22 protein-coding genes and 8 pseudogenes are annotated in these 26496 nt (G+C 65.4%); 16 read left to right on the forward strand and 14 right to left on the reverse strand.

The annotated features are described in order from the left end of the window. Nucleotides 1–17 precede the first annotated feature (17 nt). Complete coding sequence (locus SHTP_RS07980) at nucleotides 18–407, forward strand: DUF732 domain-containing protein (RefSeq protein ID WP_096370260.1); 390 nt, start codon at nucleotides 18–20, stop codon at nucleotides 405–407. A gap of 106 nt (nucleotides 408–513) precedes the next feature. Here the strand turns inward: SHTP_RS07980 and SHTP_RS29975 are convergent, their stop codons facing one another. Continuing rightward, nucleotides 514–1110 carry a PE family protein gene (locus tag SHTP_RS29975; protein ID WP_096372379.1) on the reverse strand — a complete coding sequence of 199 codons (597 nt, stop codon included), beginning with the start codon at nucleotides 1108–1110 and terminating at the stop codon, nucleotides 514–516. A 371-nt stretch (nucleotides 1111–1481) separates the two neighbouring features. On the opposite strand from SHTP_RS29975, the gene SHTP_RS28700 reads away from it, so the two are divergent. The 3 genes from SHTP_RS28700 (at nucleotide 1482) to SHTP_RS28710 (ending at nucleotide 3562) form a co-directional block, all read left to right on the forward strand. After that, nucleotides 1482–1988 carry a hypothetical protein gene (locus tag SHTP_RS28700; protein WP_231991319.1) on the forward strand — a complete coding sequence of 169 codons (507 nt, stop codon included), beginning with the start codon at nucleotides 1482–1484 and terminating at the stop codon, nucleotides 1986–1988. Between the two features lie 8 nt (nucleotides 1989–1996). Then, nucleotides 1997–3175 carry a GMC family oxidoreductase N-terminal domain-containing protein gene (locus SHTP_RS28705; protein WP_231991320.1) on the forward strand — a complete coding sequence of 393 codons (1179 nt, stop codon included), beginning with the start codon at nucleotides 1997–1999 and terminating at the stop codon, nucleotides 3173–3175. Between the two features lie 84 nt (nucleotides 3176–3259). Further along, nucleotides 3260–3562, forward strand: a complete 303-nt coding sequence (locus SHTP_RS28710) for a GMC oxidoreductase (protein ID WP_231991587.1) — start codon at nucleotides 3260–3262, stop codon at nucleotides 3560–3562. On the opposite strand, the gene SHTP_RS07995 is transcribed toward SHTP_RS28710, so the two are convergent. Continuing rightward, nucleotides 3489–4754 carry a PucR family transcriptional regulator gene (locus SHTP_RS07995; protein ID WP_096370261.1) on the reverse strand — a complete coding sequence of 422 codons (1266 nt, stop codon included), beginning with the start codon at nucleotides 4752–4754 and terminating at the stop codon, nucleotides 3489–3491. The genes SHTP_RS28710 and SHTP_RS07995 overlap by 74 nt on opposite strands. Before the next feature lie 281 nt (nucleotides 4755–5035). Here SHTP_RS07995 and SHTP_RS08000 point away from each other — a divergent pair, with 281 nt between their 5' ends. The 6 genes and pseudogenes from SHTP_RS08000 to SHTP_RS08015 all read left to right on the forward strand — a co-directional run bounded on the left by SHTP_RS08000 (nucleotide 5036) and on the right by SHTP_RS08015 (nucleotide 10589). After that, nucleotides 5036–5926: a lysophospholipid acyltransferase family protein gene (locus tag SHTP_RS08000; protein WP_096370262.1), complete on the forward strand. Its 891-nt coding sequence runs from the start codon at nucleotides 5036–5038 to the stop codon at nucleotides 5924–5926. A gap of 6 nt (nucleotides 5927–5932) precedes the next feature. Further along, nucleotides 5933–6301: pseudogene (locus SHTP_RS29725) on the forward strand (wax ester/triacylglycerol synthase domain-containing protein); the annotation flags it as partial. 34 nt (nucleotides 6302–6335) lie between these two features. Then, nucleotides 6336–6419: pseudogene (locus SHTP_RS30085) on the forward strand (wax ester/triacylglycerol synthase domain-containing protein); the annotation flags it as partial. A 74-nt stretch (nucleotides 6420–6493) separates the two neighbouring features. Continuing rightward, nucleotides 6494–7465: pseudogene (locus SHTP_RS30090) on the forward strand (WS/DGAT domain-containing protein); the annotation flags it as partial. Next, a complete protein-coding gene (locus SHTP_RS08010) occupies nucleotides 7462–8949 on the forward strand; it encodes a long-chain-fatty-acid--CoA ligase (protein WP_096370263.1) in 1488 nt (495 codons plus the stop codon). The pseudogene SHTP_RS30090 and the gene SHTP_RS08010, both read left to right, overlap by 4 nt. Before the next feature lie 92 nt (nucleotides 8950–9041). After that, complete coding sequence (locus SHTP_RS08015) at nucleotides 9042–10589, forward strand: aldehyde dehydrogenase family protein (protein WP_096370264.1); 1548 nt, start codon at nucleotides 9042–9044, stop codon at nucleotides 10587–10589. Nucleotides 10590–10605: 16 nt separating this feature from the next. Here the strand turns inward: SHTP_RS08015 and SHTP_RS08020 are convergent. From SHTP_RS08020 to SHTP_RS08060, 9 genes and pseudogenes are all read right to left on the reverse strand, one after another. Next, nucleotides 10606–12486, reverse strand: a pseudogene (locus SHTP_RS08020) (alkyl/aryl-sulfatase). A gap of 35 nt (nucleotides 12487–12521) precedes the next feature. Further along, nucleotides 12522–13073 (reverse strand): hypothetical protein, encoded by a 552-nt coding sequence (locus tag SHTP_RS08025; RefSeq protein ID WP_096370265.1) that lies wholly within the window; start codon nucleotides 13071–13073, stop codon nucleotides 12522–12524. A gap of 95 nt (nucleotides 13074–13168) precedes the next feature. Then, nucleotides 13169–13417, reverse strand: coding sequence for a hypothetical protein (locus SHTP_RS08030; protein WP_096370266.1), 249 nt, complete (start codon nucleotides 13415–13417; stop codon nucleotides 13169–13171). A gap of 156 nt (nucleotides 13418–13573) precedes the next feature. Then, nucleotides 13574–14152: a TetR/AcrR family transcriptional regulator gene (locus SHTP_RS08035; protein ID WP_096370267.1), complete on the reverse strand. Its 579-nt coding sequence runs from the start codon at nucleotides 14150–14152 to the stop codon at nucleotides 13574–13576. Continuing rightward, complete coding sequence (locus SHTP_RS08040; protein ID WP_096370268.1) at nucleotides 14149–14472, reverse strand: DMT family transporter; 324 nt, start codon at nucleotides 14470–14472, stop codon at nucleotides 14149–14151. Before SHTP_RS08040 ends, SHTP_RS08035 begins: the two co-directional genes overlap by 4 nt. Before the next feature lie 68 nt (nucleotides 14473–14540). Further along, the gene (locus SHTP_RS08045) at nucleotides 14541–15176 is read right to left on the reverse strand and encodes an HD domain-containing protein (RefSeq protein ID WP_096372380.1); all 636 of its coding nucleotides are present in this window, start codon (nucleotides 15174–15176) and stop codon (nucleotides 14541–14543) included. An 89-nt stretch (nucleotides 15177–15265) separates the two neighbouring features. Next, nucleotides 15266–16096, reverse strand: a complete 831-nt coding sequence (locus SHTP_RS08050; RefSeq protein ID WP_096370269.1) for an oxidoreductase — start codon at nucleotides 16094–16096, stop codon at nucleotides 15266–15268. A 24-nt stretch (nucleotides 16097–16120) separates the two neighbouring features. After that, on the reverse strand, nucleotides 16121–17659 hold the full coding sequence (locus tag SHTP_RS08055; protein ID WP_096370270.1) for an Hsp70 family protein: 1539 nt from the start codon (nucleotides 17657–17659) through the stop codon (nucleotides 16121–16123). 82 nt (nucleotides 17660–17741) lie between these two features. Continuing rightward, a pseudogene (locus tag SHTP_RS08060) lies at nucleotides 17742–20019 on the reverse strand (carbon starvation CstA family protein). 368 nt (nucleotides 20020–20387) lie between these two features. Here SHTP_RS08060 and SHTP_RS27970 point away from each other — a divergent pair. Both SHTP_RS27970 and SHTP_RS28715 read left to right on the forward strand, forming a co-directional pair. Continuing rightward, the gene (locus tag SHTP_RS27970) at nucleotides 20388–20612 is read left to right on the forward strand and encodes a hypothetical protein (protein ID WP_172900525.1); all 225 of its coding nucleotides are present in this window, start codon (nucleotides 20388–20390) and stop codon (nucleotides 20610–20612) included. A gap of 99 nt (nucleotides 20613–20711) precedes the next feature. Then, nucleotides 20712–20981 (forward strand): annotated as a pseudogene (locus SHTP_RS28715) (multicopper oxidase domain-containing protein); the annotation flags it as partial. 17 nt (nucleotides 20982–20998) lie between these two features. On the opposite strand, the gene SHTP_RS28720 reads toward SHTP_RS28715, so the two are convergent. Continuing rightward, complete coding sequence (locus tag SHTP_RS28720; RefSeq protein WP_231991726.1) at nucleotides 20999–21202, reverse strand: hypothetical protein; 204 nt, start codon at nucleotides 21200–21202, stop codon at nucleotides 20999–21001. A 40-nt stretch (nucleotides 21203–21242) separates the two neighbouring features. On the opposite strand from SHTP_RS28720, the pseudogene SHTP_RS28725 reads away from it, so the two are divergent. The 3 genes and pseudogenes from SHTP_RS28725 to SHTP_RS08075 all read left to right on the forward strand — a co-directional run. Then, a pseudogene (locus SHTP_RS28725) lies at nucleotides 21243–21950 on the forward strand (multicopper oxidase family protein); the annotation flags it as partial. An 82-nt stretch (nucleotides 21951–22032) separates the two neighbouring features. Then, nucleotides 22033–22752: a hypothetical protein gene (locus SHTP_RS28730; RefSeq protein ID WP_096370271.1), complete on the forward strand. Its 720-nt coding sequence runs from the start codon at nucleotides 22033–22035 to the stop codon at nucleotides 22750–22752. A gap of 245 nt (nucleotides 22753–22997) precedes the next feature. Further along, nucleotides 22998–23582 carry a hypothetical protein gene (locus SHTP_RS08075; protein ID WP_036450758.1) on the forward strand — a complete coding sequence of 195 codons (585 nt, stop codon included), beginning with the start codon at nucleotides 22998–23000 and terminating at the stop codon, nucleotides 23580–23582. 14 nt (nucleotides 23583–23596) lie between these two features. Here the strand turns inward: SHTP_RS08075 and SHTP_RS08080 are convergent, their stop codons facing one another. Beyond that, complete coding sequence (locus SHTP_RS08080) at nucleotides 23597–24331, reverse strand: Crp/Fnr family transcriptional regulator (protein WP_096370272.1); 735 nt, start codon at nucleotides 24329–24331, stop codon at nucleotides 23597–23599. 205 nt (nucleotides 24332–24536) lie between these two features. Here SHTP_RS08080 and SHTP_RS08085 point away from each other — a divergent pair, with 205 nt between their 5' ends. Continuing rightward, entirely contained in the window at nucleotides 24537–25013 is a 477-nt protein-coding gene (locus SHTP_RS08085) for a hypothetical protein (protein ID WP_231991728.1), read from the forward strand. Between the two features lie 4 nt (nucleotides 25014–25017). Here SHTP_RS08085 and SHTP_RS08090 read toward each other — a convergent pair. Further along, nucleotides 25018–26463, reverse strand: a pseudogene (locus tag SHTP_RS08090) (ATP-dependent DNA ligase); the annotation flags it as partial. Nucleotides 26464–26496: the final 33 nt, after the last annotated feature.

Consider the following 26496-nt stretch of genomic DNA (forward strand, 5'->3'; position numbering starts at 1 on the left):
GCAAGGAGGGGCACGCCATGGTGGCGAAAGGCGTAGCGCTGATGGTCCTTGCGGTCGGATTGGCCGCGCCGGCCGCTGCAGACTCCACCGACGATGCATTCCTGACCAACCTCAACACCTCCGGCATGGATTTCGGATCCCCAGACAAGGCAATCCAAGTCGCGAAAACCATCGTGTGCGGCTCGCTGCACGACAATCCCAATGCCAGCAACGCGGACCTGATCGCCAAGGTGACCAAAGCCACCGACTGGCCGGCGCTCGACGCTGCCTATTTCACCGGAGCCGCAATTCAGGCCTATTGCCCACAGTACGGCACGCTGACTCCGCTAAGTCTGCCCAGCAAAGTCCCCACCGCCCCCAGTGCACCTCCCGCACCCCCATCCACCTCAGTGGTGCAGACCGCGTAACCGCGATACTTGGTGACCGACTCAACGGTCCCGGCGGCACGCTGTCCTCTTCGAATGATCGTCCACGAGTTCGGGTTGATGACTGATTCCCCGACTGGACTAGCGACTATGGGACAGGGATCGGCGGGATGAAACCGAACGCCCAGTTGATGAGGGAGTTCACCCAATTGATCCCGTAATTGATCCACGAGTTGATCCAACCAAGTGACGGGATGAAACTGAGCGCCCAATTGATTACCGAGTTCACCAATTGGATCCCCCAGTTGATCCACGAGACCGCCCAGTCAATTGCCCAGTTCACGACGTCGAACGCCCAATTGATGAGCTCGTTGATGATGGGCGGAAGCGGGGGGAGTGGGGGTACGGGGATCGTCGCGGCCGAGGCCGAGGCCGCTGCCGCCGAGGCCGACATCAGTGCTGCGTTGGTGGCTTCACTGGCCGCAAAGGCGGACCCAGCCCCACCCAAGGCCTGCACAAACCGGGAGTGAAATGCCGCCGCTTCACCGCAGAGGTGCTGGAAACCTTGCCCGTGCTCCGCGAACAGCGACGCCACCGCCGCCGACACCTCGTCACCGGCTGCGGCCGCTATCCCAGTGGTGGGCGGCGCCGCCGCCGCATTGGCCGCACCCAACGCCGTGCCGATGTTTTCCAATTGTCCGGCCGCCTGGTTCAAACATTCCGGCACCACCATCACCAACGACATATTCGATCCCCATTTCATCGTCACCGATTCCCAGGTGCCGCCGACCGTATCAGCGTCGCCGCAATTCGGGGGCCGAATTCCGCAGATGGTGACGTGCCCGGTCAATCGTCCACGGCGCCGGCGAAGAAGCGGAGTTGGCCGCGGACGCGGTGGGATCCGGATGCCAGCGACGGGGGCAATAGCGGCCGACGGTTGTCCGGCTGACTTGTCTCCCGACGACAAGGCCGCATCAAGAGTTTCGTCACCCGGCAACGTCGACGCACACTCGTCGTCTCGGCAATTCTTATTGCGACCGCGCGGAGGGCACGCGTCGCGATTTCGCTACCTCCCCGCAACGGAGTCAAGATCCCACCAGCCTGTAGGAGGCACCAATGAATTCCCCCGTCACCGATACGCACCGCGCGGTCTTGGCAGCGCTGGCGGACACCGTCGTGCCTTCGTTGGATCGCTCCGATGACCCAACCCGGTTCTGGTCGCTGGGCGGCAGTGACCTGCACGCGGATGTCGCGGTCGGATTCACCCTCGTGGAACTTCCCGAGCAACAGCGCGCGGGCATGCTCGCACTGCTCGACGGGCTGCATGCGCAGGGATTCGTCGCCGCCTCGCAATCGGCGCGCGAGCGGCTCATCGGTGACTTTGCCCAGCTGGGTCCGCAGCCGGCGGCGGCGATGAACGCGCTGGTATCGCTGACCCTTGCGGTCGCCTACGCGGGGCCCGATCCGCAGACTGCTAGCAACCCCATGTGGGAAGGTTTCGGTTACCCGGGCGCGCCGCGTATCGAGCCGGGCGGCGACGAGGCCCCCGTGCCGTTTGTTCCCGACGGGCCCGAGCTCAGCGCCGATGTCTGTGTGGTCGGGTCGGGGGCCGGGGCGGTCTGATCGCGGGCGTGTTGGCGCAGGCCGGGCTCGATGTCGTGGTGCTCGAGGCGGGTGGGAACTTCAATGAGCCCGACTTCAGCGGGCTCGAGTTGCCCGCTTTCCAGCAGATGTTCTGGCGCGGCGGCCCCACCCCGACGGCCGATTTCAACGTCACCCTGCTGGCCAGGGCGACGCTCGGTGGCGGCCCGACGATCAACTGGTCGAACTGCTTGCGCACCCCGGCGCAAGTGCGCGAACAATGGGCGCAGGAGTTTGGCCTCAAAGATGTGGACGGACCCGAGTTCGACCGCCACCTGGACGCGGTATGGGAGCGCCTCGGGGTCAACCCGGATTGCTCGGACCTCAACGGCCCCCACGAACGCATGCGTGACGGCGCCCAAGAGCTGGGCTGGTCCTTCAAAACCCTGTTCCGCAACGCGGATCCGGCCGCGTATTCACCGGACACCGCGGGCTACATCGGCTTGGGTGACCGCTCCGGAGCCAAGCTCGATGTGCGTCGCACCTACCTGCGCGACGCGGTGCACAGCGGTGCCCGGGTAATCGCACGCTGTCGCGCCGAGCGGGTGCTGACGCGGGACGGGCGGGCCACCGGGGTGCAGGCCAGTTTCGTGGACCCGCGCACTGGGGCGAGTGTGCCGTTGCAGGTCAATGCGCCGCGCGTGGTCGCCGCATGCGGCTCGCTCGAGTCTCCCGCGCTGCTGCTGCGCTCGGGTATCGACGGTCCGGCGGTCGGCCGGTATCTGCACCTGCATCCGGTGGTCGCCATGCTCGCGCTACACGACGAGCCGCAGCAGGCGTGGTGGGGCGGCCCGATGACCGCACTGGTCGACGAGTTCTCCGATATCGAAGACGGCTACGGCTTCCTGATCGAAGGTGCCCAATGGGCGACATCGATCATTGCCGGCGGCATGGCGCGTGCGACCTTCGAGGAGCACAAGGAAACGATGGCGCGGCTGGGGAACGCGGCCTGGTTGATCGGGCTGGCCCGCGACCGCGGGCACGGGACCGTCACGATCGACGACGCCGGGGAGGCGGTGGTTCACTACGATCCGACCGACGAACTCGACATGCGCATCGCGCACCAGTCGATCGAAGCTCAGATCCGCATCCATGCCGCGGGTGGGGCTCGGGAGATCGTGTCGTTCGCCGCAACCGGCGCCCGCTGGCGCGCCGGCGACGACCTCTAGGCGTTCATCGCCGAGATGCAGCGAATCCCGCTTGGCGCGGGCGGGCATCGGCTGTTCTCCGCCCACCAGATGAGCAGCTGCCGGATGGGTTCGGATCCGGCCACCTCGGTTGCGAACGAGTGGGGCGAGCTGCACGACACGCCCGGGGTCTTCATCGGTGACGCGAGCGCACTGCCGAGTGCCAGCGGTGCCAATCCGATGATCTCAACAATGGCTCTGGCACATCGCACCGCGGAAGCCATCGCTGCGATCGCCGTGCCTGGCGGGGGAACGCCTGACGTGGACAACCACGGCAGTTCTGGGCTGACCGACATCAGCCCAGAACTGCGGCCCCGTACCAATGGCAAAGCAGGAGTGCGACTTCAACGTCGAGGCGGTCATCGGTGAGCGGTCGGCCCCGACGCTTGATCGCGCGCTGCACTCGATAGTTGACGGAGTTGTGATGCAGGTGAAGCTCCTCGGCGGCCGCTTTGAAGCTCGATCCGCTGCGCAGGAACGCGCGCAGCGTCTCCCGTAGCCGCTCGTCGCTATCGGTTTGAGAGGCCAACGGGCCGAGTATCTGGCCGACCCAGGCCGCCGCGTCCTCGATGTTGCGGCCGAGTAGACCCGCCATGGAGAGCCCAGGATCGCCGGCGGCGGTGACCCGATGCGCATTGGAGCCCAACACGATTGCTACCGAACGAGCGTCCCGCGCCTGCCAGTGCGAGCGGCGGAAGCCGGCTACATGTGGCAGGGGATCGCCAACCGCGATCCACGGGATGTCGGTTCGCTCCCGGGCGAATTCGCGGATCTCTGTCACCGCGTTTCGCGCGGTGTCGGTCGTCAACGGGACCCATGCCCATCCGGTCAGTCGGTCCACCGGGATGAACAACGGGCTCGCGCTCGCGCCAACCGACTGTCCGAATTGGCGGATAACCCGTTGCATGATCGCGAGTTCGTTGCCGAGGGCGGGCCCGTCGAACCACATCACGGTGGCCAGGTGGATGAGGTTGAGTGGATAGCGAATCTCGGTCGTCATGGCATCGACGTCGAGCTGGGCTCCGTCGAGTACTTCACGTACTCGCAACGCGCGCAGACTGTTTCGGTTCTCGGTCCAACGGTCGTGCTCACTCTGATAGGTATTCACCACTTCTTGGGTGATGTGATCGACGTAGCCGAAGGTGACCTGCTCGATGCGGCCGAATACGTCCAGGCTCAGGCCCTGGTCCAGCTTCAAGGCGCGGACTTGTCCGCGTGCGACGTCGAGTACCGCCTTGTGTCCCAGCCGATAGGAGCGCACCAGCCAGTTCACCGACACCTCGCGTTGTGCCAGGCGCCGTGCGTGCTCGAGTGCGGCTGTTGGCGGCTCGACGTTTTCGATTCGGATCCCGTGGCGGATGGCGGAGAAGACCGTCTCGATATTCGCCCTGATGCTGTCATGCAACAGTCTCGTCAGCAACGCGTCCTCGCGCAGTTCGCCGACTTCGCTGACCACCTCGGCTTCGACCGTGTCGACAAGCGAAGTCATCAGGTCACCGAGCCGCGTGACGATTTCGACCGCCCAGGTGTCGACGGAGTCTTGCTGGCGGTCTGCGGCCATGCCCAGACTCTATGACGCGGCGGCGGGCCGGCGAAGTGATTCGCGGGTTCGCCCGGCGCGAAGAGGTTTGTTCTCGAGAGACAAAGACTGCCTGCGGAGTTGGTTGCCTGACGACCTCGTTTCCGAGTTCTGGGAGCCGTAATTTTGGAGACGTCGGATTCCGTTCCACCCCATCGCGCAGCCATGGTCCGGGCGATCCGTTCAGTCAATGACAGTCAAGGGCAGCTGATGCCATCCCGTCGAGCGCTCGCTCGGCGTGAAACGCGTAAGGAGGAACATTCATGACGACCGCGACCGTCACCCCCATCAATACCAGGCAAGCGTCCCAGGGGCGGCTGGAGAAATTCATGGCACGTCGCATTGCCGGGGCGATGTCCGCCGCGGCCCCCAACCAGCAGTTCATGCGATACGTGCAGAATCCGATCTGGAATTTCCTGTGCGACAATTGCTTTCGGGTGAAGATCGATGGCTGGCACCGCATCCCTGACGAACCGTCGTTGCTGATCGGCATCCATTCGGGCGGCTCGCTGACAATGGACGCGTGGACGCTGGTGCATTCCTGGTATCGGCGGTTCGCGGGACGGCGGATCTTGAACGGCACCGCGCACGACGTGTTGATGGCCGCGCCGCTGCTGGGCGACTATTTCAAGGCCCTCGGGGTGATTCCGGCGTCCCGCAAGGGGGTCACCGATGCCCTGGCGGCGGGCCACGATGTGGTCGTCTGGCCGGGAGGCGAGCAGGATGCGATGCGCAACTGGCGCCAGCGGGACAAGGCGATCTTGGCCGGCCGCAAGGGATTTGTGCGCCAGGCGATCCGTTCCGGTGTGCCGATTGTGCCGGTGGCCACGGTCGGTGGCCACGACACCGTGTTTGTGCTGTCCGAGGGCCGGTTCATTGCTCGCTGGACGGGTCTGGGTAAGCGGTTGCGCGGCGCGACGATACCGATCATCGCGGGCTTCCCGTTCCCGCTGGCCGTCGAGATCCTGCCCGCACATCTGACGTTGCCGGCCAAGATCCGCACCGAGTTCCTCGATCCGGTTTACGTCGATACCGACCCGGCGCGCGCCGACGACACCGAGTACGTGGACAAGATCTACCGGGAAGTACAAAGCGCGATCCAGGACGGGATGGACCGGCTGGCCAAGCGCCGCAGCTTCCCGGTGTTCGGCTGAGCTGCGATGCACCAGCTCACCAGTCTTGACGCGCAGTTTCTCGCCGCTGAAGACGGTCGCACGCACGGCCACGTCAGCGCGTTGGGCATCTACGATCCTTCGACCGCGCCCGGGGCGAGGCTTACCCTCGAGGCTGTGCGCGACCTCGTCGCGACGCGGATCGACTCACTGGCGCCGTTTCGGTGGCGATTGGCGCCTGTGCCGCTGAACCTCGACCACCCCTATTGGTTCGACGATCCGGTCTTCGATCTCGAGTTTCACATCCGTGAGCTGGCATTGCCCGCCCCGGGTGACGACCGCCAGCTCGCCGAGCAGGTGGCGCGCCTGCACTCGCGCCCGCTGGACCGCGGGCGTCCACTGTGGGAGCTCTATCTCATCCAGGGCTTGTCGGGGGGGGGGAGTCGCGATCATGACCAAGATCCACCACGCCGCCGTCGACGGGGTGTCGGGCGGCGAGTTGCTCAGCGTGTTGTTGGATCCCGACCCGAACCCCCGCACACTCGAGCGCCTCGAACCGGCGCAGCGCCCTCCTCGGCGCGGCGACCCGGTTCCGGGTCAAGTGGGGCTACTGCTGCGCGGTCTGCTCGGTTTGGCCCGGCGCCGCTGCGCGCGCTCGCCGCGACACCGCGCACGCTGCCACATCTGGACCAAGTGCCCACCGTGCGGATGTTGCCCGGGGTGCGGGCGCTGGCGGCCGGCAGCGCTCTGCTGACCGGCGCGCGGCGCCGCGACGGTGGCGTGCTGGAGCGGACCAACCTGCGGGCACCTCGAACACGATTCAACCGGCGTATCGGTCCGCACCGCCGGTTCGCGTTCGCCTCGGTGCCGTTGGCCGATGTCAAGGCGGTCAAGAACGCGATGGGCGTCACCGTCAACGATGTCGTGCTCGCATTGAGCGCCGGGGTATTGCGTCGGCGGCTGGCCGCCGCCGGCGATCTGCCGACCGAGCCGTTGCTGGCCATGGTCCCGGTGTCGGTGCGCACCCCCGAGCAAGCCGGGACCTTCGGTAACCGCGTCTCGACGATGATCGTGCCGCTGCCCACCGACGAACCCGACGCTCGGCGGCGAGTCGCGCGGGTCAATGACGTCATGCGCTCGGCCAAGCAGCGTCACCGCGCCATCCCGGCCACGCTGATGCAAGACGCCAACCAATTCATTCCACCGGCATTGCTGGCGCGGGCATCCCGGGTCGTCGGCCAGCTGTCGGTCAGCGACCCACTGGCGCCGCCGGTCAACGTCGTGGTTTCCAACGTTCCGGGCTCACCGACGCCGTTGTATCTGGCCGGCGCCCGGCTGCAAGCCCAATTCCCGGTGTCGATCGTCATCGACGGCGTCGGGGTCAACCTCACGGTGTTGAGCTACCGCGACTCACTCGACATCGGCGTGATCGCCGATCGTGACCTCGTCGAGGACGCGTGGCCATTCATCGAAGACATCAAGGCGGAGCTGGCAGAGCTGTCTGCTCTGGTGATTCCGCGCCCAAAGCGCAAGACTCGAACTCGCACCGCGAGAACGCAACCCAAGGAGGATCCGAAGTGACCAGTCTGGCCGGCAACCTGATCGAGGGCGCTCGCCGCCACCCGAACCGAATCGCGTTGCGTCTCGACGAAATCGAAATACCTTACGGCGCACTTGATACCGCCAGTGCGCGGCTCGCCGGCCTGCTGATCCAGCGCGGATTACGACCCGGCGACCGGGTGGGTGTCATGCTGCCCAACGTCCCCTACTTCGCGGTTGCCTACTATGGCGTGCTGCGTGCGGGCGGGGTGGTGGTGCCGATGAACGTGTTGCTCAAGGAGCGGGAAACCAGCTTTTATCTCACCGACTCCGAAGCCAAGGCGATCATCGCCTGGCACGAGTTTGCTCCCGCAGCTCAAGCGGGTGCCGATGAGGCTGGCGCCGCGTGCATCTTGGTCAAGCCGGGCGAATTCGAGGAACTCATCCAAGCGGCCGAGCCGCTCGAAGAGGCGGCCGTGCGCGAGGACGACGACACCGCGGTGATCCTCTACACCTCGGGCACCACCGGAAAGCCCAAGGGCGCCGAGCTCACCCACGCCAATCTGCGCCGCAACGTCGAGGTGATCGTGCAGATGCTGCAGGTGGGGCCCGATGATGTGATCCTGGGCGCCCTGCCCGTGTTCCACGCGTTCGGGCAGACCGCCGGGCTCAACGCCGCAGTCGCCGCCGGCGCATGCCTGACCCTGATCCCGCGCTTCTCGCCGGAGAAGGCGTTGCAGATTATCGAGCGAGACCGGGTCACTGTTTTTGAGGGCGTGCCCACCATGTTCGCCGCGATGCTGCACAGCACCGAGCGCCCGGACACCGGATCGTTGCGGCTGTGCGTGTCCGGTGGGGCCGCGATGCCGGTCGAAGTGATGCGCGGCTTCGAGCAGGCCTTCGGCACCATGGTGCTCGAGGGGTACGGCCTGAGCGAAACCTCGCCGACGGCGTCGTTCAACCATCCCGATCGGGAGCGCAAGCCGGGGTCGATCGGCACGCCGATCGCTGGGGTCCAGATGAAACTTCTCGAAGTCGACACGCACGGCATCGGCGAGATCGCCATCCGCGGGCACAACGTGATGAAGGGCTACTGGAACCGGCCCGATGCCACCGCGGCCGTGATCGACGCCGAGGGCTGGTTTCGCACCGGGGATCTGGCGCGCATCGATGAGGACGGCTACTACTTCATCGTGGACCGGTCCAAGGACATGATCATCCGGGGCGGCTACAACGTCTACCCGCGCGAGATCGAGGAGGTGCTCTACGAGCATCCCGAGGTCCGCGAGGCGGCGGTGGTCGCCGTTCCCGACGACATGCTCGGGGAGGAGGTGGGCGCCGCGATTGTGCTGATACCGGGCGCCACGTCAGACGCCGCAGCGCTTTCGGACTTCGTCAAAGAACGCGTCGCCGCTTACAAGTATCCCCGTCGGATCTGGTTCGTCGATGAACTGCCCAAGGGGCCTACCGGCAAGATCCTCAAACGCGACATCACCGTTCCCCAGGCTAGCCCGGCGCAGCAGTGATGACCGGGCACGTAATGACCCATATCCCGTCCGGGCGCGGCGGCGGCCAAGCCGCTATCGACACGCTGCGCTGAGATCCTGAGGAGATTGAAATGTCAAGCATCGCAACCGAACCAACATTGCAAAAGGATGATGGCCAGCCTCAGATCCCGGTTGAGAACCCCGCGACGGGTGAGGTCATCGGGCATGTTCCCGACATGAGTGCGGCGCAGATCGCCGAGCTGGCCTGGCGGGGCCGGGCCGCCCAACCGGGCTGGGAGGCGCTGGGCTACGAGGGCAGAGCCGTCGTGCTGAAGCGGATGCGACGCTGGCTCGTCGACAACGCAGATCAGGTGATCGCGACGATCTGCTCCGAAACCGGCAAGACCTACGAGGACGCGCAGATCGCCGAACTCATATACGGCGCAGCGGCATTCGGGTTCTGGGCAGACAAAGCCCCGCGCTACCTCGCCGACGAGCGGATCCACTCATCGTCGGTATTCGTCAAGGGCAAGCAGCTGGTGCTGCGCTACCGGCCAATGGGGCTCATCGGAGTCATCGGCCCGTGGAACTACCCGCTGACCAACTCCTTCGGCGACTGCATTCCCGCACTCGCGGCCGGAAACAGCGTGATTCTCAAACCTTCGGAGGTCACGCCGCTGACTTCGCTGCTACTGGCGCAGGGACTGGCCGAATCCGGTTTGCCTGACGGCGTGTTCGCGGTGGCAACCGGCCGGGGCGGCACCGGTGCGGCCGTCATCGACGAGGTCGACATGATCATGTTCACCGGTTCCACCGCCACCGGGCGCAAGGTCGCGGTCCGCGCCGCCGAGCGCCTGATACCGGCATCGCTCGAGCTCGGTGGCAAGGACCCGATGATCGTGCTCGCCGATGCCGACATCGAGCGGGCAGCCAACCACGCCGCCTACTATTCGATGTCCAACTGCGGTCAAACGTGCATCTCTATCGAGCGCTGCTACGTGGAGGCGCCGGTCTACGACGAGTTCGTCGCGAAGGTCACCGAAAAGGTGCGTGCGATCCGCCAGGGCGTACCCGCCGGCCCCGGCAGCGTCGACGTCGGGTCACTGACCTTCCCACCGCAAGTCGAAACGGTGCAGCGCCACGTCGAGGAAGCGGTTGAACGTGGCGCGAAGGTGCTCACCGGCGGTCATCGCGGCCGGACGAAGGGGTACTGGTATGAACCGACGGTGCTGGTCGACGTCAACCACGACATGGCCTGCATGCGCGAGGAGACCTTCGGGCCGACGTTGCCGATCATGAAGGTCGCCGACGCCGAAGAGGCGATTCGGCTGGCCAACGACTCGGAGTACGGACTGTGCGCCGCGGTGTTCTCCCGCGATCTGGCGCACGCCGAGGCCGTGGCGCGACGCGTCAATTCGGGTGCGGTCACCGTCAACGACGCGCTGTTGAACTACACCGCGCTGGAGCTACCGATGGGCGGAGCCAAGCCGGGCTCCGGGGTTGGCTATCGCCACGGCCCGGGTGGCATCCGCAAGTACTGTCGCCAGCAGGCGCTGCTCATTTCCCGCTTCCACGGGCGTCGCGACGTCCACATGTACCCGTACTCGGCGCGGCGAACCCGGATCCTCGGCCGCCTGGTCGGGCGTCTGTATCGGGGAGTTCGGGGAACCGACAGCTAGGGTGCGTGGAGAGGTACTACGGCGTCACGATGTTGAAGTCGGGGTTTGGGCCTGTCGAGCACACTGACAAGGGATTGCAGGGCTTGCGGGTCGCCACTGATCTCGACGCCGGGGGAGGTCTGATCCCCGGCTGCCAGGGTGACCAACCTCAGCTTGCCCGCGAGTTTGATCGTGGCATTCGCGGTTGACGCATCGGTGCTGGCCTTGCGATAGACCAATACCCCGTTGCGCAGCGTGAGCCGGTAATTGACTGCCAGGTCGTTGAACGAAACATCAAGTGCCAACGAGAGATCCCACGCCTTCGGACCGTTCACGCTGATTGCCAGGACGTCGAACATCTGCTCGGGCGTGAGTTGGCCGAGCAACGAGGCCGACGAGGCGGCCTGAGTAGGCGTTCCCATGTTGCCCGCCGCCAGCTCGGTGGCTCCGGACAGGAAGAAGTTTCGCCAGGTGGCGCACTCCGCCCCGTAGGCCAACTGCGTCAGGGTGTCCGCGTACAGCTTGCGCGCGCCGGCGTGCTGCTCGTCGGTGAACACAATGTGATCAAGAAGTGTTGCAGCCCAACGGTAGTCGCCGGTGTCGTAGGCCTTCTGGGCCAGTTCGAGGGTGCGGTCGATGCCGCCGATGGCCTCGACGTATCGGGGCCCGATCGCTTCGGGCGGGTGCTGCCAGAGCCGGGCGGGATTGCCGTCGAACCAGCCCATGTAACGCTGGTAGACGGCCTTGACGTTGTGGTTGACCGATCCGTAGTAGCCATGGGTGTGCCAGGCCTTCTCCAGCGCCGGGGGCATCCGGAAGTTTTCCGCGATCTCGATACCGGTGTATCCCTGGTTGAGCAGGCGCAGCGTCTGATCGTGCAGGTAGGCGTATAGATCCCGTTGCAGCGAGAGGAATTCCACGATGCCCTCGCGGCCCCAGGTCGGCCAGTGGTGTGAGGCGAATACGACGTCGGTGCGATCGGCGAAGGTGTCGATGGCCTCGGTGAGGTAGCCCGACCACGCGTGCGGATCGCGCACCAGCGCGACGCGCAGGGTCAACAGGTTGTGCAGGTTGTGGGTGGCGTTCTCGGCCATGCACAGCGCCCGGAACTTGGGGAAGTAGAAGTGCATCTCTGCCGGCGCCTCGGTGCCGGGAGCCATCTGGAATCGATGTCGACACCGTCGATGGTGTGGATCTCGCCGGTGCTGGTGATGTCGATCGTCGGCACGATCAACCCGACCTCACCCAGGGAAGGGGTCTGTCCCAGGCCGCATCCCACCTGACCTTGCGGACCACGCGGCAGGACCGCTCCGTACATGTACGCCGCCCGGCGGGCCATCGCGGTGCCGGCATAGACGTTCTCTTGCACCGCGTGTTCGACGAATCCTTCGGGCGCCAGCACCGCGACCTTGCCGGCATCGACGTCGGCCTGGGTGGTCACCCCGAACACGCCCCCGAAGTGGTCCACGTGGCTGTGGGTATAAATGACGGCGCTCACCGCTCGGTCACCGCGGTATTCGCGGTACAGGGCCAGCGCGGCCGCCGCCGTCTCGGTGCAGACCAGCGGGTCGATGACGATGACACCGGCGTCGCCTTCGATGAAGCTGATGTTGGACAGGTCCAGTCCGCGCACCTGGTAGATGCCCTCGACCACCTGGTAAAGGCCCTGCTTGGCGCAGAGCTGCGACTGACGCCACAGGCTGGGATGCACCGACGGCGGGGCATCCTCGTCGAGGAAGGAGTAGGAATCGTTATCCCAGACCACCCGGCCGTCGGCGGCGGTCACCACGCACGGTGACAACTTGGCGATGAAACCGCGATCGGCGGCGGTGAAATCCTGCGTGTCGCCAAAAGGGAGCGCGCTGAGGTGATCGCGGTGATTCGAGACGATGAAGGGGCTGGGACTGGTCTGCTCCATGACCCTAATTTGTAGCCGAAGGCGCTGCGGTGAACCTATCCGGACTGGGGACGATTTGTGTTCAGTACCGCGGTACGCCAGGCCTGCATCATCGAGCAGAACGACTCCCTGGACAGCCCGTAAGTGTTCGGGAAGGACACCATGTCGCGGCGTTGGCCGCCGGTGCGGTCGGTCTCGACTTCGTCAAAACAGACCCGCTGTATCACATGGCCATGGACGCGAACCGACTTGATCCGGAAGTTCTCGACGGCGCTCCAGCGGAAGTTCTGGGCATCGTGGGCCTTGATGATCCCGAATCCCCGCTTGTCCAGGACCAGTTCGGGCGGGTTGCGCAGGTCGCTGATGGAGAGCGCGAGGGCCAACACGCCCGAGGTTCCGAACACCAACGTCCCGAAGAATGCCTGTGCCGCGCGGGGAAAGTGGGGGTCGGAGTCACCGACTCCGACGAAGACGAACCAAAGGAAGGTAAAGGTAAGCGCCACGCCCACCGGGAGTCCGAGTCGGGTCACCCACCTGGGTTGCTGCATGGTGACCGGGCCGGGAAAAGAATCCAGCGCGGCCTGCGCGCGCGCTGTGGAGTTCGACACGGCAGTCACCTTCCAGTGGGTCTTCGTAGTGAGGTCAGACTGCGCCGTCAGGCTTGGTGGATTCTTGGGAAACTGCGCTCTCGGTAGTTGCTGCCCTATATTTCGCAACGGGTGTGCGGCGACGGGTCGAAGCAGGTCACCGTTCCGTGCGGGCAACGTGGCAAGGCGCGGGTGGCGGTCTTGCGCCAGTGACGCCGGAGCAGCCGGCGGGCCAGATATCGCGCCGCGACCACTCGCTGCTCCTTGTTGTACTGCGGGCCGTCGTGCTCGATTCCGTAGTAGATGTCGTAAACGTCGTAGGCGAGGGCGTCGATTAGTTCCTCCACTTCCGTTGGTGTGCTCATCCCTCCAGGGTTCCCCGTGCGGCCCCAGCCGCAACCCCCTGCGCGAAACTCACAACGAACTTTGTGCGAGCAATCCTCGTTTCTGGCCACGTCGGTATCGGTCGTCACCGGGATGACGGCGATGTGCACCGCGAGTTCACGATGGCCTTCGGCGGCCTACCGACTGCCGGGCGTCCCGGTGTCGTTGCCGACCAGTCTGGCGATCGCGTCGGTGAGCGCCGGAGCGTCCAGGGGGGTGTCGCTGATCATGGCGTGCAGGGTGGCGCCGTCGAGGAAAATGCTGACGACGCGAGCGGCGCGGGGCCCGATACGCGGCTCCAGCAGCGCGACTAGGCCTTCTGACCACAACTGGGCCAGCGATTGCAGTTCGGGCTGATGACTTGCCGCAACGTAGAGCTCGTTGAGGGTGCGGTGCCGATCAGGGTCGGTCAGGTAGTCGGCGGTGAGCCGGGCCAGGGTCGCCGGAATATCGGTGCTCTCATCGAGGTCGCGCTCCCAATGCTCGAGCCAGTCGGTTGCGCTGGTCGCGACGTGAGCGAGGGCAGCTTCCCTTAGTTCGCCAAGATCGCTGAAGTAGTAGGTGGTCGACCCGACCGGTACGTTGGCTTCGGTGGCAACCCGGCGATGGGTGAGGTCGCCCAGTCCGTGGCGGGCGATCAGCCTCCCGGCCGCCTCGATGATCGTCTGCCTGCGACCCGCGGGGTCTCGAGGGCGACGCTCGACTTCCCGGGTCAATGGGCGCCGGTCAGGTTCAGCGTGAGCACGCCGCCGATGATCAGCCCCACTCCGAGGACCTTGGTCAGCGACAAGTGTGAGCCGAGGAAGAGCACGGCGATGAGGACGATGGTGCCGGTGCTGATGGCCGACCACAGCGCGTATGCGACGTCGGTTTGCATGCCGCGCGCGATCGACATCGCCAGCATCGCGAGGGAGAAGCCATAGACCGTCAAGCAGATCACCGTGGGCCACAGTCGGGTGAAGCCCTCGGTGCTCTTCAGGAAGCTGGTCGCCATCACCTCCATGGCGATCGCGCCCAACAACAGTAGGTAAGCCATGAACCCTCCTCGTGTACAAATGTACATGTACAAATGTACATGAAGGGTCGGCTGGGGTCTACCCAGGCCTATTCACCCCACCTACCCAGCGACTCCAGCTGTTCCAGGGCGGTGATGCCATTGGTGCGGCGTTCCAGGAGCAGGCCTCCGGGCGCCGTGTAGGGCGGCGCCGCCTCGGGGCTGCGCTGCGCGTGGGTGGTGATCGCGTCGACCAGGGTGGTGGCCATGGACAGCCGTGGGTACTGATCGTGGATCAGTGCGGCGGTCCGGTCGTCAACGAATTCGGCGTTGCGGCCGAAATCCATGCCCACCCCGGCGTGGACCAGATAGCAGATCGGTCCGCGCCGCTTGGCGATCCCGAAGCAAGTGTGCAAGGCGATGGCTTCCCAGACGGTGTCCACGACCTCGTTGTCGCAGCCGTGTTCGCCCAACAGCGCTGCGGCGAGGTCCGCGCCCTCGACCTCGAAGCGGGCCTTGCCGGGGGCGGCGGACCCGGCGCCCAAGTCATGAAGCACGCAGCCCAAAAACAAGATCTGGCTGTCGTAGTCGACTCCGTGGCGCATGCCGTCGTGTGCGGCAAGTAGTTCGCCGAACAGGTAACTGCGCACGCTGTGGTTGAACACCGCGGGCGACTCGGTGGAACGGGACAGCCGCAGTGCCGCTTGGGCGACGGTGGTGTCGACGAGCTCTGGAACTGATTGCATACCGGGCACGTTAGGGCGTTCGCCGCGTCGTGGGGAGTGGCCGATAGGTCGCTGACCGCACAATTTAGGTCAAGTTCGGGACCTGGCAGTTACGGGGTGAGGTTGGTGCCGGCCGTGAGTTGTTCCCAATCGGTGATCTCCACATCGCGCCGTTGCGCGATGTGGCGGTAGGCCATCAGCGCGTCGGGCCCCAGCAGCAGAAATGCCGGCGGGGCGGGTGATTCGACGGCGGTGATGATCGCGGCGGCAGCCTTGGCGGGATCACCGGGCTGGTTGCCGTGCATGGTGTCGTTCTCCTTGCGCCGTTGCCCTGCCGTGGCGGCGTAGTCATTGATCATCCTGGTCGATTGCACCAGGGAGCGGCCGGCGAAATCGGTACGGAAGGCGCCGGGCTCGACGACGGTGACCGATATGCCCAGCGGCGCGAGCTCCCCGTGCGATGCGCCGCTCATCCCCTCCATGGCGGCCTTGGCCGCCGCGTAGTAACCCGATCCCACCGGCGTCAGCGCCACCGCGATCGATGAGATGTTCACGATCGCACCGCTGCGGGGGGCCCGCATGTCGGGAAGGACGGCTATGATCAGTGCCACGGTGCCGAAGAAGTGTGTCTCGAACAGGTCGCGGACCTCGGCGTCGGCGCCCTCTTCGACCGCCGCACGGTATCCGTAGCCGGCGTTGTTGACGAGTACATCGATGCCGCCGAAACGCTGCTGCGTCGCCTGCATCGCCGCAGTGATCTGGTCGGGCTCGGTGATGTCCAAAGCGAGGGGCAAGACCCGTTCGGGGGACCGCTGGGCCAAGTCGGCAACGCCGCCGACGCTGCGCGCGGTGGCGACGGTGTGGTGACCGGCGTCGATGACGGCTTCGGCCAGGGCGCGGCCCAGCCCGGTGGAACAGCCGGTGATGAGCCAGGTGGACACGGTGAAAGCCTCCTTGGCTATAGGTCAGGATCGTGCTGGGACGTGCCGTTGCAGCCGGAAGGTGCGGTTGAAGCCGGCCGGATGCGTGGTGAGGGTCACTTCGACCGCGCCGCTGGGGGCGATGACGTAGCGCTCCTCGACATCGGGCCCCTCGTCCCAGCGGCCGACCGGCTGATGCCCGAGGTCTTGCCGGTCACGAAGGGCCGGGTCGAACGGGAAGTAGACCGGATCGTAGGGCGTGACGTCACCGTCGGGGCGGCCGTTGACCAGGCGGCTGCACTCCACGAACCGGAAATGGCCGATGTTGTGCGCGGCCCGGTAGGTGCGCCGGATGACCAGCGGCGAACTTCCGTCGCGGGGAAGTGGGGAGTCTTTTGCCACGATGGGGTCAAAGACGACGTCGGCACCGGCTTGGGCCTCGCGAAAGACCCCGAAGTGTCGCGAGAAATGTTCGGAAAGCTCGAAACTCGCTTCGTGGTCGAGGAAGACGGCCAGCCCGATGGCGGTGGCCGCAAACGCGTGCGGCGAGCGTTTCACCCGCTTGTCGCCGAAGGTCGCGCGCAGCATGCGCGAGATCAGTGGGAAGCTCCCCGCCCCACCGGCCAGGTAGATGCCCGCGACTTCCGACCAGGCCACACCGTCACCGCCGGGCGCCGGATCACGCAAGACGCGCGACAGTACCCCGATCGTGTCGTCGACCAGCGGTGCACATGCGGAATACACGTCATCGATATCGCAGGAAAATGGTGGCCGGTCGCCCCCGATCCCGGTGAGGTCCATCAGGAAGCGGCGCGTCTGTGGCCCGACGGCTTCTTTGCGCGCGGCGCATTCCTCCCTCAGCACGTCGTATCCGGTGACGTCGGTTGCGGCCAGCTCCGCGATCTCGGGCAGCCGTGCGGCAACGAGTTGCAGTATCGCCTCGTCGAAGTCGTCGCCGCCGAGCCGCTGGATGCCCTCGCTGCGGACGACGTCGTTGACGTGGCCGGTCATCTTCAGCAGTGAGGCATCGAAGGTGCCGCCGCCGAGGTCGTAGATCACGACGTACTCGCGCTTGGCGGTGATGGTAGAGCGGTAACGATGTGCGTATTCCAGGCTGGCCGCAGACGGTTCGTTCAACAACGCGACTACTTGGAAACCCGCCGCCACGAAGGCATCCAGCGTCAGGAAGCGTTGTGCGCTAGACGCATTCGCCGGCACGCTGATCGCGGCCTCGACCGGCTCGCCGGGTGGCAGGCCGGCGTTTGACCGGTGTTGCAGATCGTCTTTGAGCTGTTCGAGGAAGCGGGCCAGCAGCTCGGTCAGCCGGTAGCTGCGGCCGGCCAGGCTGACTTCGGTGTGCGGTCCGGCGTCGTTGAGCAGACGTTTGAACGAACGCAGCACCGACCAGCCGGGATCGCGGCGCACCGCGGTTGCGTCCAAACCGAAGCGCAGCTCACCGGCCGCGTTGGCGGCGATGGCCGAAGGCCATGCGTCCACTCCGTCGAAGGACACGACGGGATAGTTGCCTCTGTCGACGACCGCAGCCACGGTGTGGGTGGTGCCGAAGTCGATACCGACTCTCATTGCGCACAATTCTAGGGCGCTACAACGCAGTTGGGCACTACCTGATTTCCGGCGCGCCGATACCGGATTGATCAGCGGGCGGTCATGATGGTCGCCCACCTTGCGTGTCGGCCAGCGCTGACGACTGCTGCGCTACCTCACGTTCGACGGCGGTGGGAACCAGGCCGGCGGGGGCGAACAGCTTCGACGGCATTGGCTCGTCTTCGGTCAGCGGGCGAGCGCTTCCGCGAAGTGCCTTGTAACACATTGCTATTCCAGCGATCACAATGATGATGACAATGCCGGCGAAGACGATGGACAGGATCCCCTGCACCAACGTGTTGCGGATGACGTCGTCGAGCTGGTCGACATTGGCGGCCGAACCGAACGCCGTCTTGCCGGCGTCCTTGGCCTCCTGGTACCGAAAGTGCTGGGTCCAGTAGCCGACGGCGGGGTCACCGGAGAAGATCTTTTGCCATGACGCCGTCAAAGTGACGATGAGGTCCCACAGCAGTGGGACGCCCGGTATCCAGGCCCACTTCAGGTGACCCTTCTTGATCACGATGACGGTGATGACCGTGAGTGAGATCGCGGCCAGTAGCTGGTTGGCGATACCGAACAGCGGGAACAGCGTGTTGATCCCGCCCAATGGGTCGGTGACGCCCAACAGCAAGGTGCCGCCCCATTCCGCAACCACCAGTATGGTGGCCAACCATGCGCCCGGGCGCCAGCTCGGATTCTGCAGCTTGCGCAGCGGCCCGCCGAGGTTGCTCAGCGCATCGGACACCATGAAGCGTGCGGCCCGGGTGCCGGCGTCGACGGTGGTCAGGATGAACAGCGCCTCGAACATGATCGCGAAGTGGTACCAAAATGCTTTGAGGCCGATGCCGGCAAGGGCGCGGTTCATGATCTCCGACATGCCGAATGCCAGCGTTGGTGCGCCGCCGGTGCGCGACACGATCGAGTGTTCGCCCACGCCCGCGGCAGCCTGGGTGATCTGGTCTGCGCTGGCCGGATTTCCCGATAACCCGAGTCCGTTGACGTAGTCCGCGGCGCTGGCCGCCGTGCCGCCGGTCTTGGCGGCGGGGGCATTGAGCACGAAATACAAGTGCTGGTCCAGGATCGATGCGGTGAGCAGTGCGATGATCGCCACGAAGGACTCGGTCAGCATCCCGCCATAGCCGATCAGGCGCATCTGGCCTTCCTTCTCCAGCATTTTTCGGCGTGGTGCCCGAGGAGATCAGCGCGTGGAATCCGGACAGCGCGCCGCAGGCGATGGTGATGAACAGAAACGGAAACAACGCGCCGGCGAACACCGGCCCGTCACCGGTCATGGCGAATCGGGAAACGGCCGGGGCCATGATGTCGGGCCGAACAACCAGCACGCTGACGGCCAGCAGCGCGATGGTGCCGACTTTCATGAACGTAGAAAGGTAGTCACGCGGTGCCAGCAGCAACCACACCGGCAGCACCGACGCCGTGAAGCCGTAGATGATCAGCAGCCATGACAGGGTGACCGGCGACAGGCTGAACCAGGATGCACCCCATGATGTTTCGGCAACCCAGCCGCCGGAGACCACGGCCAACAGCAGCAACCCGATCCCGATCACCGACACCTCGGCGACCCGCCCGGGCCGCAGGAACCGCAGATAGCAGCCCATGAACAGGGCAATCGGAATGGTCATCGCGATCGAGAAGACACCCCACGGGCTTTGCGACAGCGCCCGCACCGCCACCAGCGCCAGCACCGCGATGATGATCGTGATGATCACCGGCACCCCGATGAGCGCGGCCACCCCGGCTGTCGCGCCGAGTTCGTCGCGCACCATCTGCCCGAGCGAGCGCCCGCGCCGCCGAGTGGAGATCCACAACACCAGGTAGTCGTGCACGCAGCCGGCGAATACCGCTCCGGCCACAATCCATATGGTGCCGGGCAAATAACCCATCTGGGTGGCCAAAACCGGACCGACCAGCGGACCGGCTCCGGCGATGGCGGTGAAATGGTGGCCGAACACCACCCGACGGTCGGTGGGCGTGTAGTCCATGCCGTCGTCGAGATATTCGGCCGGGGTGGCGTGATCGTCGCGGGGGCGGACGATCTTCATTTCGACCAACCGCGCATAAAAACGAAAGGCGATGATGTAAGTGCACCCAGCCGCGGCGACAAGCCAAATGGCGTTGACCGTCTCACCCCGGGCGAAGGCGATCATCGCCCAGGCGACGGCACCAACGGCGGCGATCACCCCGAAGACGATCTTGTGCCGGAAGGTGATCGGGGAGCGGTCCACGATCGCGACCGGCGGTAGATCGGCGTCGGTGCGGATATAGCTGACGTCCGCGGAGCGGTCTTCGATTCGATCCGGCGGGGTCGACTGGGCCACCGGCGCCTCCCTTGCTGACAGGTGGTCGTTGTTCCCGGTGATCCTTGCACCATGAGGGGGATGTGCGGAACCCGAGAGCGGCATACGCCACTGTGGCGCCCCGTCGTCTGTCGGCCACTGCCCTGGGTCCTCGGCCGGCACATCGTCTCCAAATATGCAGATCTCGAAAATTCCTTCGGGCCAATACAAGAGGCGGCCTTTAACGGCATTGCGTAGCGCGAAATATGAATGCGCCCGGATATCATCCAGATTGTCATTTGGATGACACAATTGCCCGCGCTGGTCATGCTGAATTTGGCCGCGCGAAATGGCGCATTCTTGGCTAAGCTCCCGTTGACGAATCGGAAAGCACAGTAGGGACTTGGCGGTTGGCGACTGTGAATCGCAGGGCGTTCCTGGCTCTTATGGCGGCAACTGGCGCGGCCGGCGCGATAAGAGGCGCATCGGCGCCAGCACACGCGGGCGGTGACGAGCTTCGTGACCTTCCCGAATTCTCAAGCGCAAACGGTGTTTTGGATACAGAGTTGAGCGCCGTCACCAATGTTGTCGAACTCGATGGCCGTCAACTGACCTTGGAGACGTTCAACGGCTAGCTACCCGGGCCCATCCTGCGAATCCGGCCGGGTGACAATCTGCGGGTCTTGCTCAAGAACCGGATTGTCCCGGTCGGGATCCCCACCAACAACGTATTCATGCTGCCCTATTGCGCCTCCAAGTCCAACGACGCGCGTTATGACACCCGGCGGGCCTGTGTCCACGACCTGTGGAACAAGTGGGAGAGACGGCAAACGCTCGCGCAAGAGGATGTCGACATCAACTTGCACACCCATGGCCTCCAAGTGAGCCCAGAAGACCCCGCGGACAACGTCTTTCTGCAGATCGGCCCGCTAAACGATCACCAATACAGCTACGACATCCCAAAGGATCAGCCGGCTGGCTTGTATTGGTACCACCCCCATTTCCACACGGCGACCGCACATCAGGGCTGGAACGGGCTCTCCGGCGCAATCATCGTCGAGGGCGACATTGACGCGGTGCCCGAGATCGCCGCCATGCGTGAGCGCACCATCGTGATCAACGAGCTGTGGATCGCCGATGACAGCGGTGAGGTTTCGTTCACCGTGGTGGCGCCCATCGCGGGCGATGTGCCGTTCGCCTCCTTTCCCTCAGTGCCGTCGAGCATGTACTACACCGTCAACGGCCAACTCATCCCAGACATCACCATGCAACCGGGTGAAGCCCAGCGCTTTCGGGTGCTCAACGCGTGCCCGCATCGGTCGATATGGCTGCACGTGGAAGGGCATTCACTCGAGCAGATCGGAACCGATGGGACGCCCTACGCCGCCCCGCGCACGCGCCAGCACATTTTCTTGGCCTCGGCCAACCGGGCCGAGTTCATCATCAAAGCGGGCGAGCCCGGGCGCTACCGGATCTACGCCGAAGCCTACGACCAGGGACACCCCGGTGGCCCCCGCCCTTATCTGCCGCTGGCCACCCTGGTGGTGCGCGGCAAACCGACCGACACACCGATGCCGAAGACCCTGGTGGAGCCGCCACGGATGCCGAACCTGCCGGTGTCGCGGCGCCGGGTTCTGGTGTTCTCCGGCGATATCAGCGGGCGGACCGGTATGGGAATCCAGTTCCTCATCGACGGTAAGGAGATGAATATGGACCGGATTGATCAGGAGGTCGAGGGTGGCACGGTCGAGGAGTGGACGATAGTCAATGAGGACGTCTTCCAGCACCCCTTGCATATCCACATAAACCCGTTCCAGGTTGTCGACGTCCAAGGGATCCCAGCAGGTGACACCAGTTGGGCGGCGGCCTACGAGCCCGACATCTGGTGGGACACATTCCGCCTACCGCCATACCGCAGGTATACGTTGCGGACCTACTTCCGTCCGGACGTGACCGGCAAGACCGTCTATCACTGTCACATCCTGCCCCACGAAGACAGGGGAATGATGGGCATCTTGCTCGTCGATCCCCAGGGCGGTATCCGAAGGGGGCACCGTGAGGCTGCGCCGCCCGCTGCTGGCCGCATTCATCGCCGCTCTGGTGTTTGCCGTCGGTCCCGCGGTGGCCGAGCCCGAAGATGCCCAGTTGCCGCTGCACAACGAGGGTCGCTATGTCTTCACCCAGCAGCATCGGGACAATCTGAGTTGGTGGAACCGCACCTGGACTCCGCAACTGGTGCCCAAGGGTGCAATGCTGGAAGTACAGCTTCCCAGCACCCCGGTGCACTGGATTCCCTACGGAGAACCGGAGTGTCAGCCGAGCCCAGGCTGGGACTGGGCCGAGATCAGCGGTTCCTGGTACCCCGACGGTCCGCCGCGCCATCAGCGTGTGCCGGTGCAACTGGTCGGTCAGCGTATTGTTCCCAACCCAAACCGCATGAGGGAGTCGGCCAACCCCTATGAACTTCCGGGGGTCTACATCCCGTTCGACAAGCGAGTGTTGGGCAGCTCGACCCTCAGTGTGTTCGAGTACCGACTCGAGACCGGTGCCCCCGACGACTATTGGGCGGGCAGGGGCCTGGCGACGATATGCCTTCGCCCCGAACCGATTCCCGAAGATGTAAGGGTGCTGGGCTTCCCGCCCGATACTCCGCCCACCTTCGTGCTTACCTTGGTGGTCGGCGTGCGACAGGCATCCTATGGGGGTGGTCTGCCGCTGGCCCCACTGCCGGCACCGCCGGAGGTGCGCCCCATGCCCGACGAGCCTGCGCCATAGGCACTCCGGCACAGAGATTGCAGATGGGAGGTCACTACGATCCGGCTAGGAGCCGACGAATGGCGCGGCGCCTTTCAAAAGCATTTGATCAGAATGTGATTCGGACTTGGCTCTGGCTTCTAGGATCAGGGCAAACCCCAGAGTTTCGGCTGCCGTTGATACGGATGAGCACTAGCCACGCCAACAGATCTGCCCGACGATTTCGAGATGGCAGCCATGGGATGCCCGGCGTACGATACGAAGCCATGCGAGTTGCGGTGTACGCATGGGTGTCGATCGCGGCGGTGCTGGCCGCCGCCGTCGGCCCTGGACTCGCACCGGATGTTGCGCGAGCGGATCCACCAGGCGCGCACACAATCACCTACATCGCGAAGGTGGATGCCCCGATCTCCAGCGGACGGGCCATCTACATGGTCAACGACACCTACACGGCAACCGCCCCGTTGAGCGCGACCGGCCGCGAATTCACCACCACTACGATGCTGGCCGATCCGGCGAAAGCGGGGATGCAAGTAAGTATCCCTTGGCCGTACTCGGGCAATGTGCACTGCGAAATCGATGTGGACAACCACATTGTCGCGCAGGTGGATCAGTTCGTGGCGTCCACGCCCGGCAACGGCGACCCCAACTCCTACGGAGTGGTGTCGTGCGGCGCCGGGTCGTTGCCCGTGCCGCTGTGGTGGGCGAAAATCTGCGACGCATGGTGGTGTACGGATACGTCGTTGCCGTCTAACGCCCGTGATCAAGCCCGCGCCGACGTGACGCGGGACTCGGATCTGGGGCGCAGTCCTTCGTGGCCTCCGCCTGACCCAAATGAGCCGGCCACCTAGTTCGGGCTGCCGGCCTAGCGTGCTCTGGCGCTGAGCCCGTTGACGTCAACGATCGATATCTCGGCGTAGCCGACGGCGATCAACCCGTCACGTTCAAAGCCCTTGAGGATCTTGTTCAGAGACGGTCGCTGCACACCGAGCATTGCCGATAGCGTGCGTTGCGCGAGTTGTATTGATCCTTCCGATGATTCGTCGAGCAGTAGCTGGGCAACCTGACCCGGAAGCGGTCGGCCCAGCAGGGCAATGAGCCGGGCTTGCCCGGCTGAGACGCGCTGTGCGACCGATGACAGCCAGCGCCGCGCGATGTTGGGGTGGCCTGCCAGTAGGCTCTCGAAGTTCGCCCGGTCCAGATAGAGGCAAGTGCTGTCCTCGAGCGCGCGGGCGGTATAGGCCATCGGCATCTCCAGCAACAGCGGAATGTCTCCGTCGACATCGCCGCCGCGCAGCACATCGACGACTGCGCGCCGCCGCCCCGAACCTACCGCGAGCTCGATCTGTCCCTGTCGCACAATCCACACCCCGGTCGGATCTTGGCCGAGATTGAAAAGTACTGCCCCGGAGGTGACCTGACGTTGACTAAGGGTTCCGGCGAGAGCCGTGAGGTCGTTGGGATGCAGCGGCGCTGCCGCTCCCCGCCCGACGCAGCGGGCCACCCACGCGGCGTGGCGGACTGGCGACTCACTGGGTTGCGCGCCACCGGTGAAAAGGGTGACCGCCTCTCGAAATCCCGATCCGCGGCGTTCGCTCATCGTCGTGCCCTCCTAGATTCCTGTAATCCTGATGACATTTCCGCGGTGTGCGCAAGGTCTAGCGGATTGAGTGTCAGCGGCGCCGCTTCTCATGCGCCGACGTACGGAGGTATTCGAAATGGCAACTGCTGCTTCATCTGGCTCGGAGGCATCGACAATATCCCGCCAGGCCGTGCGAGGCCTGCTTATGGGCGGGGGAGCGGGTGTGCTCGCCTCGCTGGTGATGGCGATGTTCGCGATGCTGGCCGGCGCCACGCTGCTGCACAGCGGGTTCTTCACCCCGCTCTATCGCATCGCCGCTACGTTCGTCGGCCCCGACGCGATGGTGCAGTCGATGCGGGCGGCCACGGCGGGACAACTGTTCACCTTCATCGCCGCGCCGGCGGTGCTGGGCGCGCTCGTGCACATGATGGTGGGCGCGGGGTATGGCGCGGTCTTCGGGCTGATTGTGGACCGGGTGCGACTGCGCGGCGTTGCCCTGGTCGGCGCGGCGCTGGTCTGGGGCCTGGCGGTTTTCGCGGTCAGCACCTGGATTGCCCTGCCCGTTTCGGCGGCGCTGTTCGGCGGCGGGGATCCGGTGCGCAACATGGCGGCTGCGGCCGGTTACGGCCCCTTTGCCGTCCAGCACCTGATCTACGGGGCGGCGCTTGGCCTGCTCCTGCTCAAACCGGCGAACCGCTAGCGCGTCAATACAGCGCCCGCACGGTGTCGATGGTGTCTGCGTCGGCCGGCCCCTTGTCGTCGCGGTAGCGCACCACCCGGGCGAAGCGCAACGCCAGCCCGCCGGGATAACGCGAGGACGCCTGCACGCCGTCGAAGGCCACCTCGACCACCTGCTCGGGGCGCAGCGCGACCACATAGCCGTCGGTGCCCCCCACGGCAAGTTCGGTGAATCGCGCGGTCTGCCAGTCCAGCATGGCATCGGTCATGCCTTTGAACGTCTTGCCCAGCATCACGAATTCGCCGGTGGCGGCATCGCGGGCGCCGAGGTGAATATTGGACAGCTTGCCGCGTCGTCGTCCTGACCCCCACTCCACCGCGAGCACCACCAGGTCCAGCGTGTGCACCGGTTTGACCTTCAGCCATCCGGCGCCGCGGCGGCCGGCCAGGTAGGGCGCGGTGGGGGATTTGGCCATCACGCCTTCGTGGCCGGCGGCCAGTGTTGCCCGCAGAAAATCGGTCGCCGCGGCCGCGTCTGCGGTGGTCAGCCGATCGACTCGGTGCCGGGCCGGCACCACGGCGTCCAGGGCTGCCAGCCGGTCGGTGGTCGGCGCATCGAGTAGGTCGCGTCCATCCCGATGCAAGATGTCGAAGAAGAACACCGACAGTGGCTGTTTGGCTTGGGCGGCAGCGACATTCACCGACCGGCCAAATCGTGATGCGGTGACCTGGAAGCGATGCGGCCGGCCGTCTGGTTGCAGGGCAATCGCCTCGCCGTCGGCAACAAGGTCGCTGACCGGCAGCGCCAGCGTTGCCTGAACCACCTCCGGCAGGCGGGCCGTGACGTCGTCGAGGCTTCGGGTATAGACGGTGACCTCATCACCGGTTCGGTGGATCTGAACCCGGGCGCCATCCAACTTTGCCTCGAAAATTGTTGCACCGCCATGGCGTTCGAGGGCATCGGTGATGCTGCCGGCGCTCTGCGCCAGCATCGGCCCGATCGGTCTGCCCACCCGCAGCGTGAACGAATCCAGCGCGCCGGCCGCGCCCGATGACCCGGCCGCCAGGCACGCCGCCGCCACCGTCGGTAAATCCCCGCCCAGCATGGCGGCTCGTTGCACCGCCGTAGCGGGGACTTCGGCCGCCCTGGCGACGGCGTCGACCATGATCCCGGCCAGCGCGCCCTGGCGCAGTTCGCCGCTGAGCAGCCGCACCAGAAAGGCCTGCTCGGTTTCGGTCGAAGCGGCGAACAACCGAGTGATGAGTTCGCGGCGGCGGGCCGCAGACCCCTTACCCGACACCGCGCCGATCTCGCTGAACGCCGCGTCGGTACCGGTGACGGTGAGCGCCGGGCTACCCGCGGCCGCGGGCAGCGACCGCAACGTGGCCCAGCCCACGCCGATCTGGCGCTGCCGCAGCTCGCCGGAGAGCCACGCCACGACGATCGCGACCAGCTCCGGGTCGGGTGCGGCCCAGGGCTCCGGCGTTGTTGATTAGCAGGCTTG

The organism is Mycobacterium ulcerans subsp. shinshuense, assembly GCF_002355775.1.
Taxonomy (GTDB): domain Bacteria; phylum Actinomycetota; class Actinomycetes; order Mycobacteriales; family Mycobacteriaceae; genus Mycobacterium; species Mycobacterium marinum.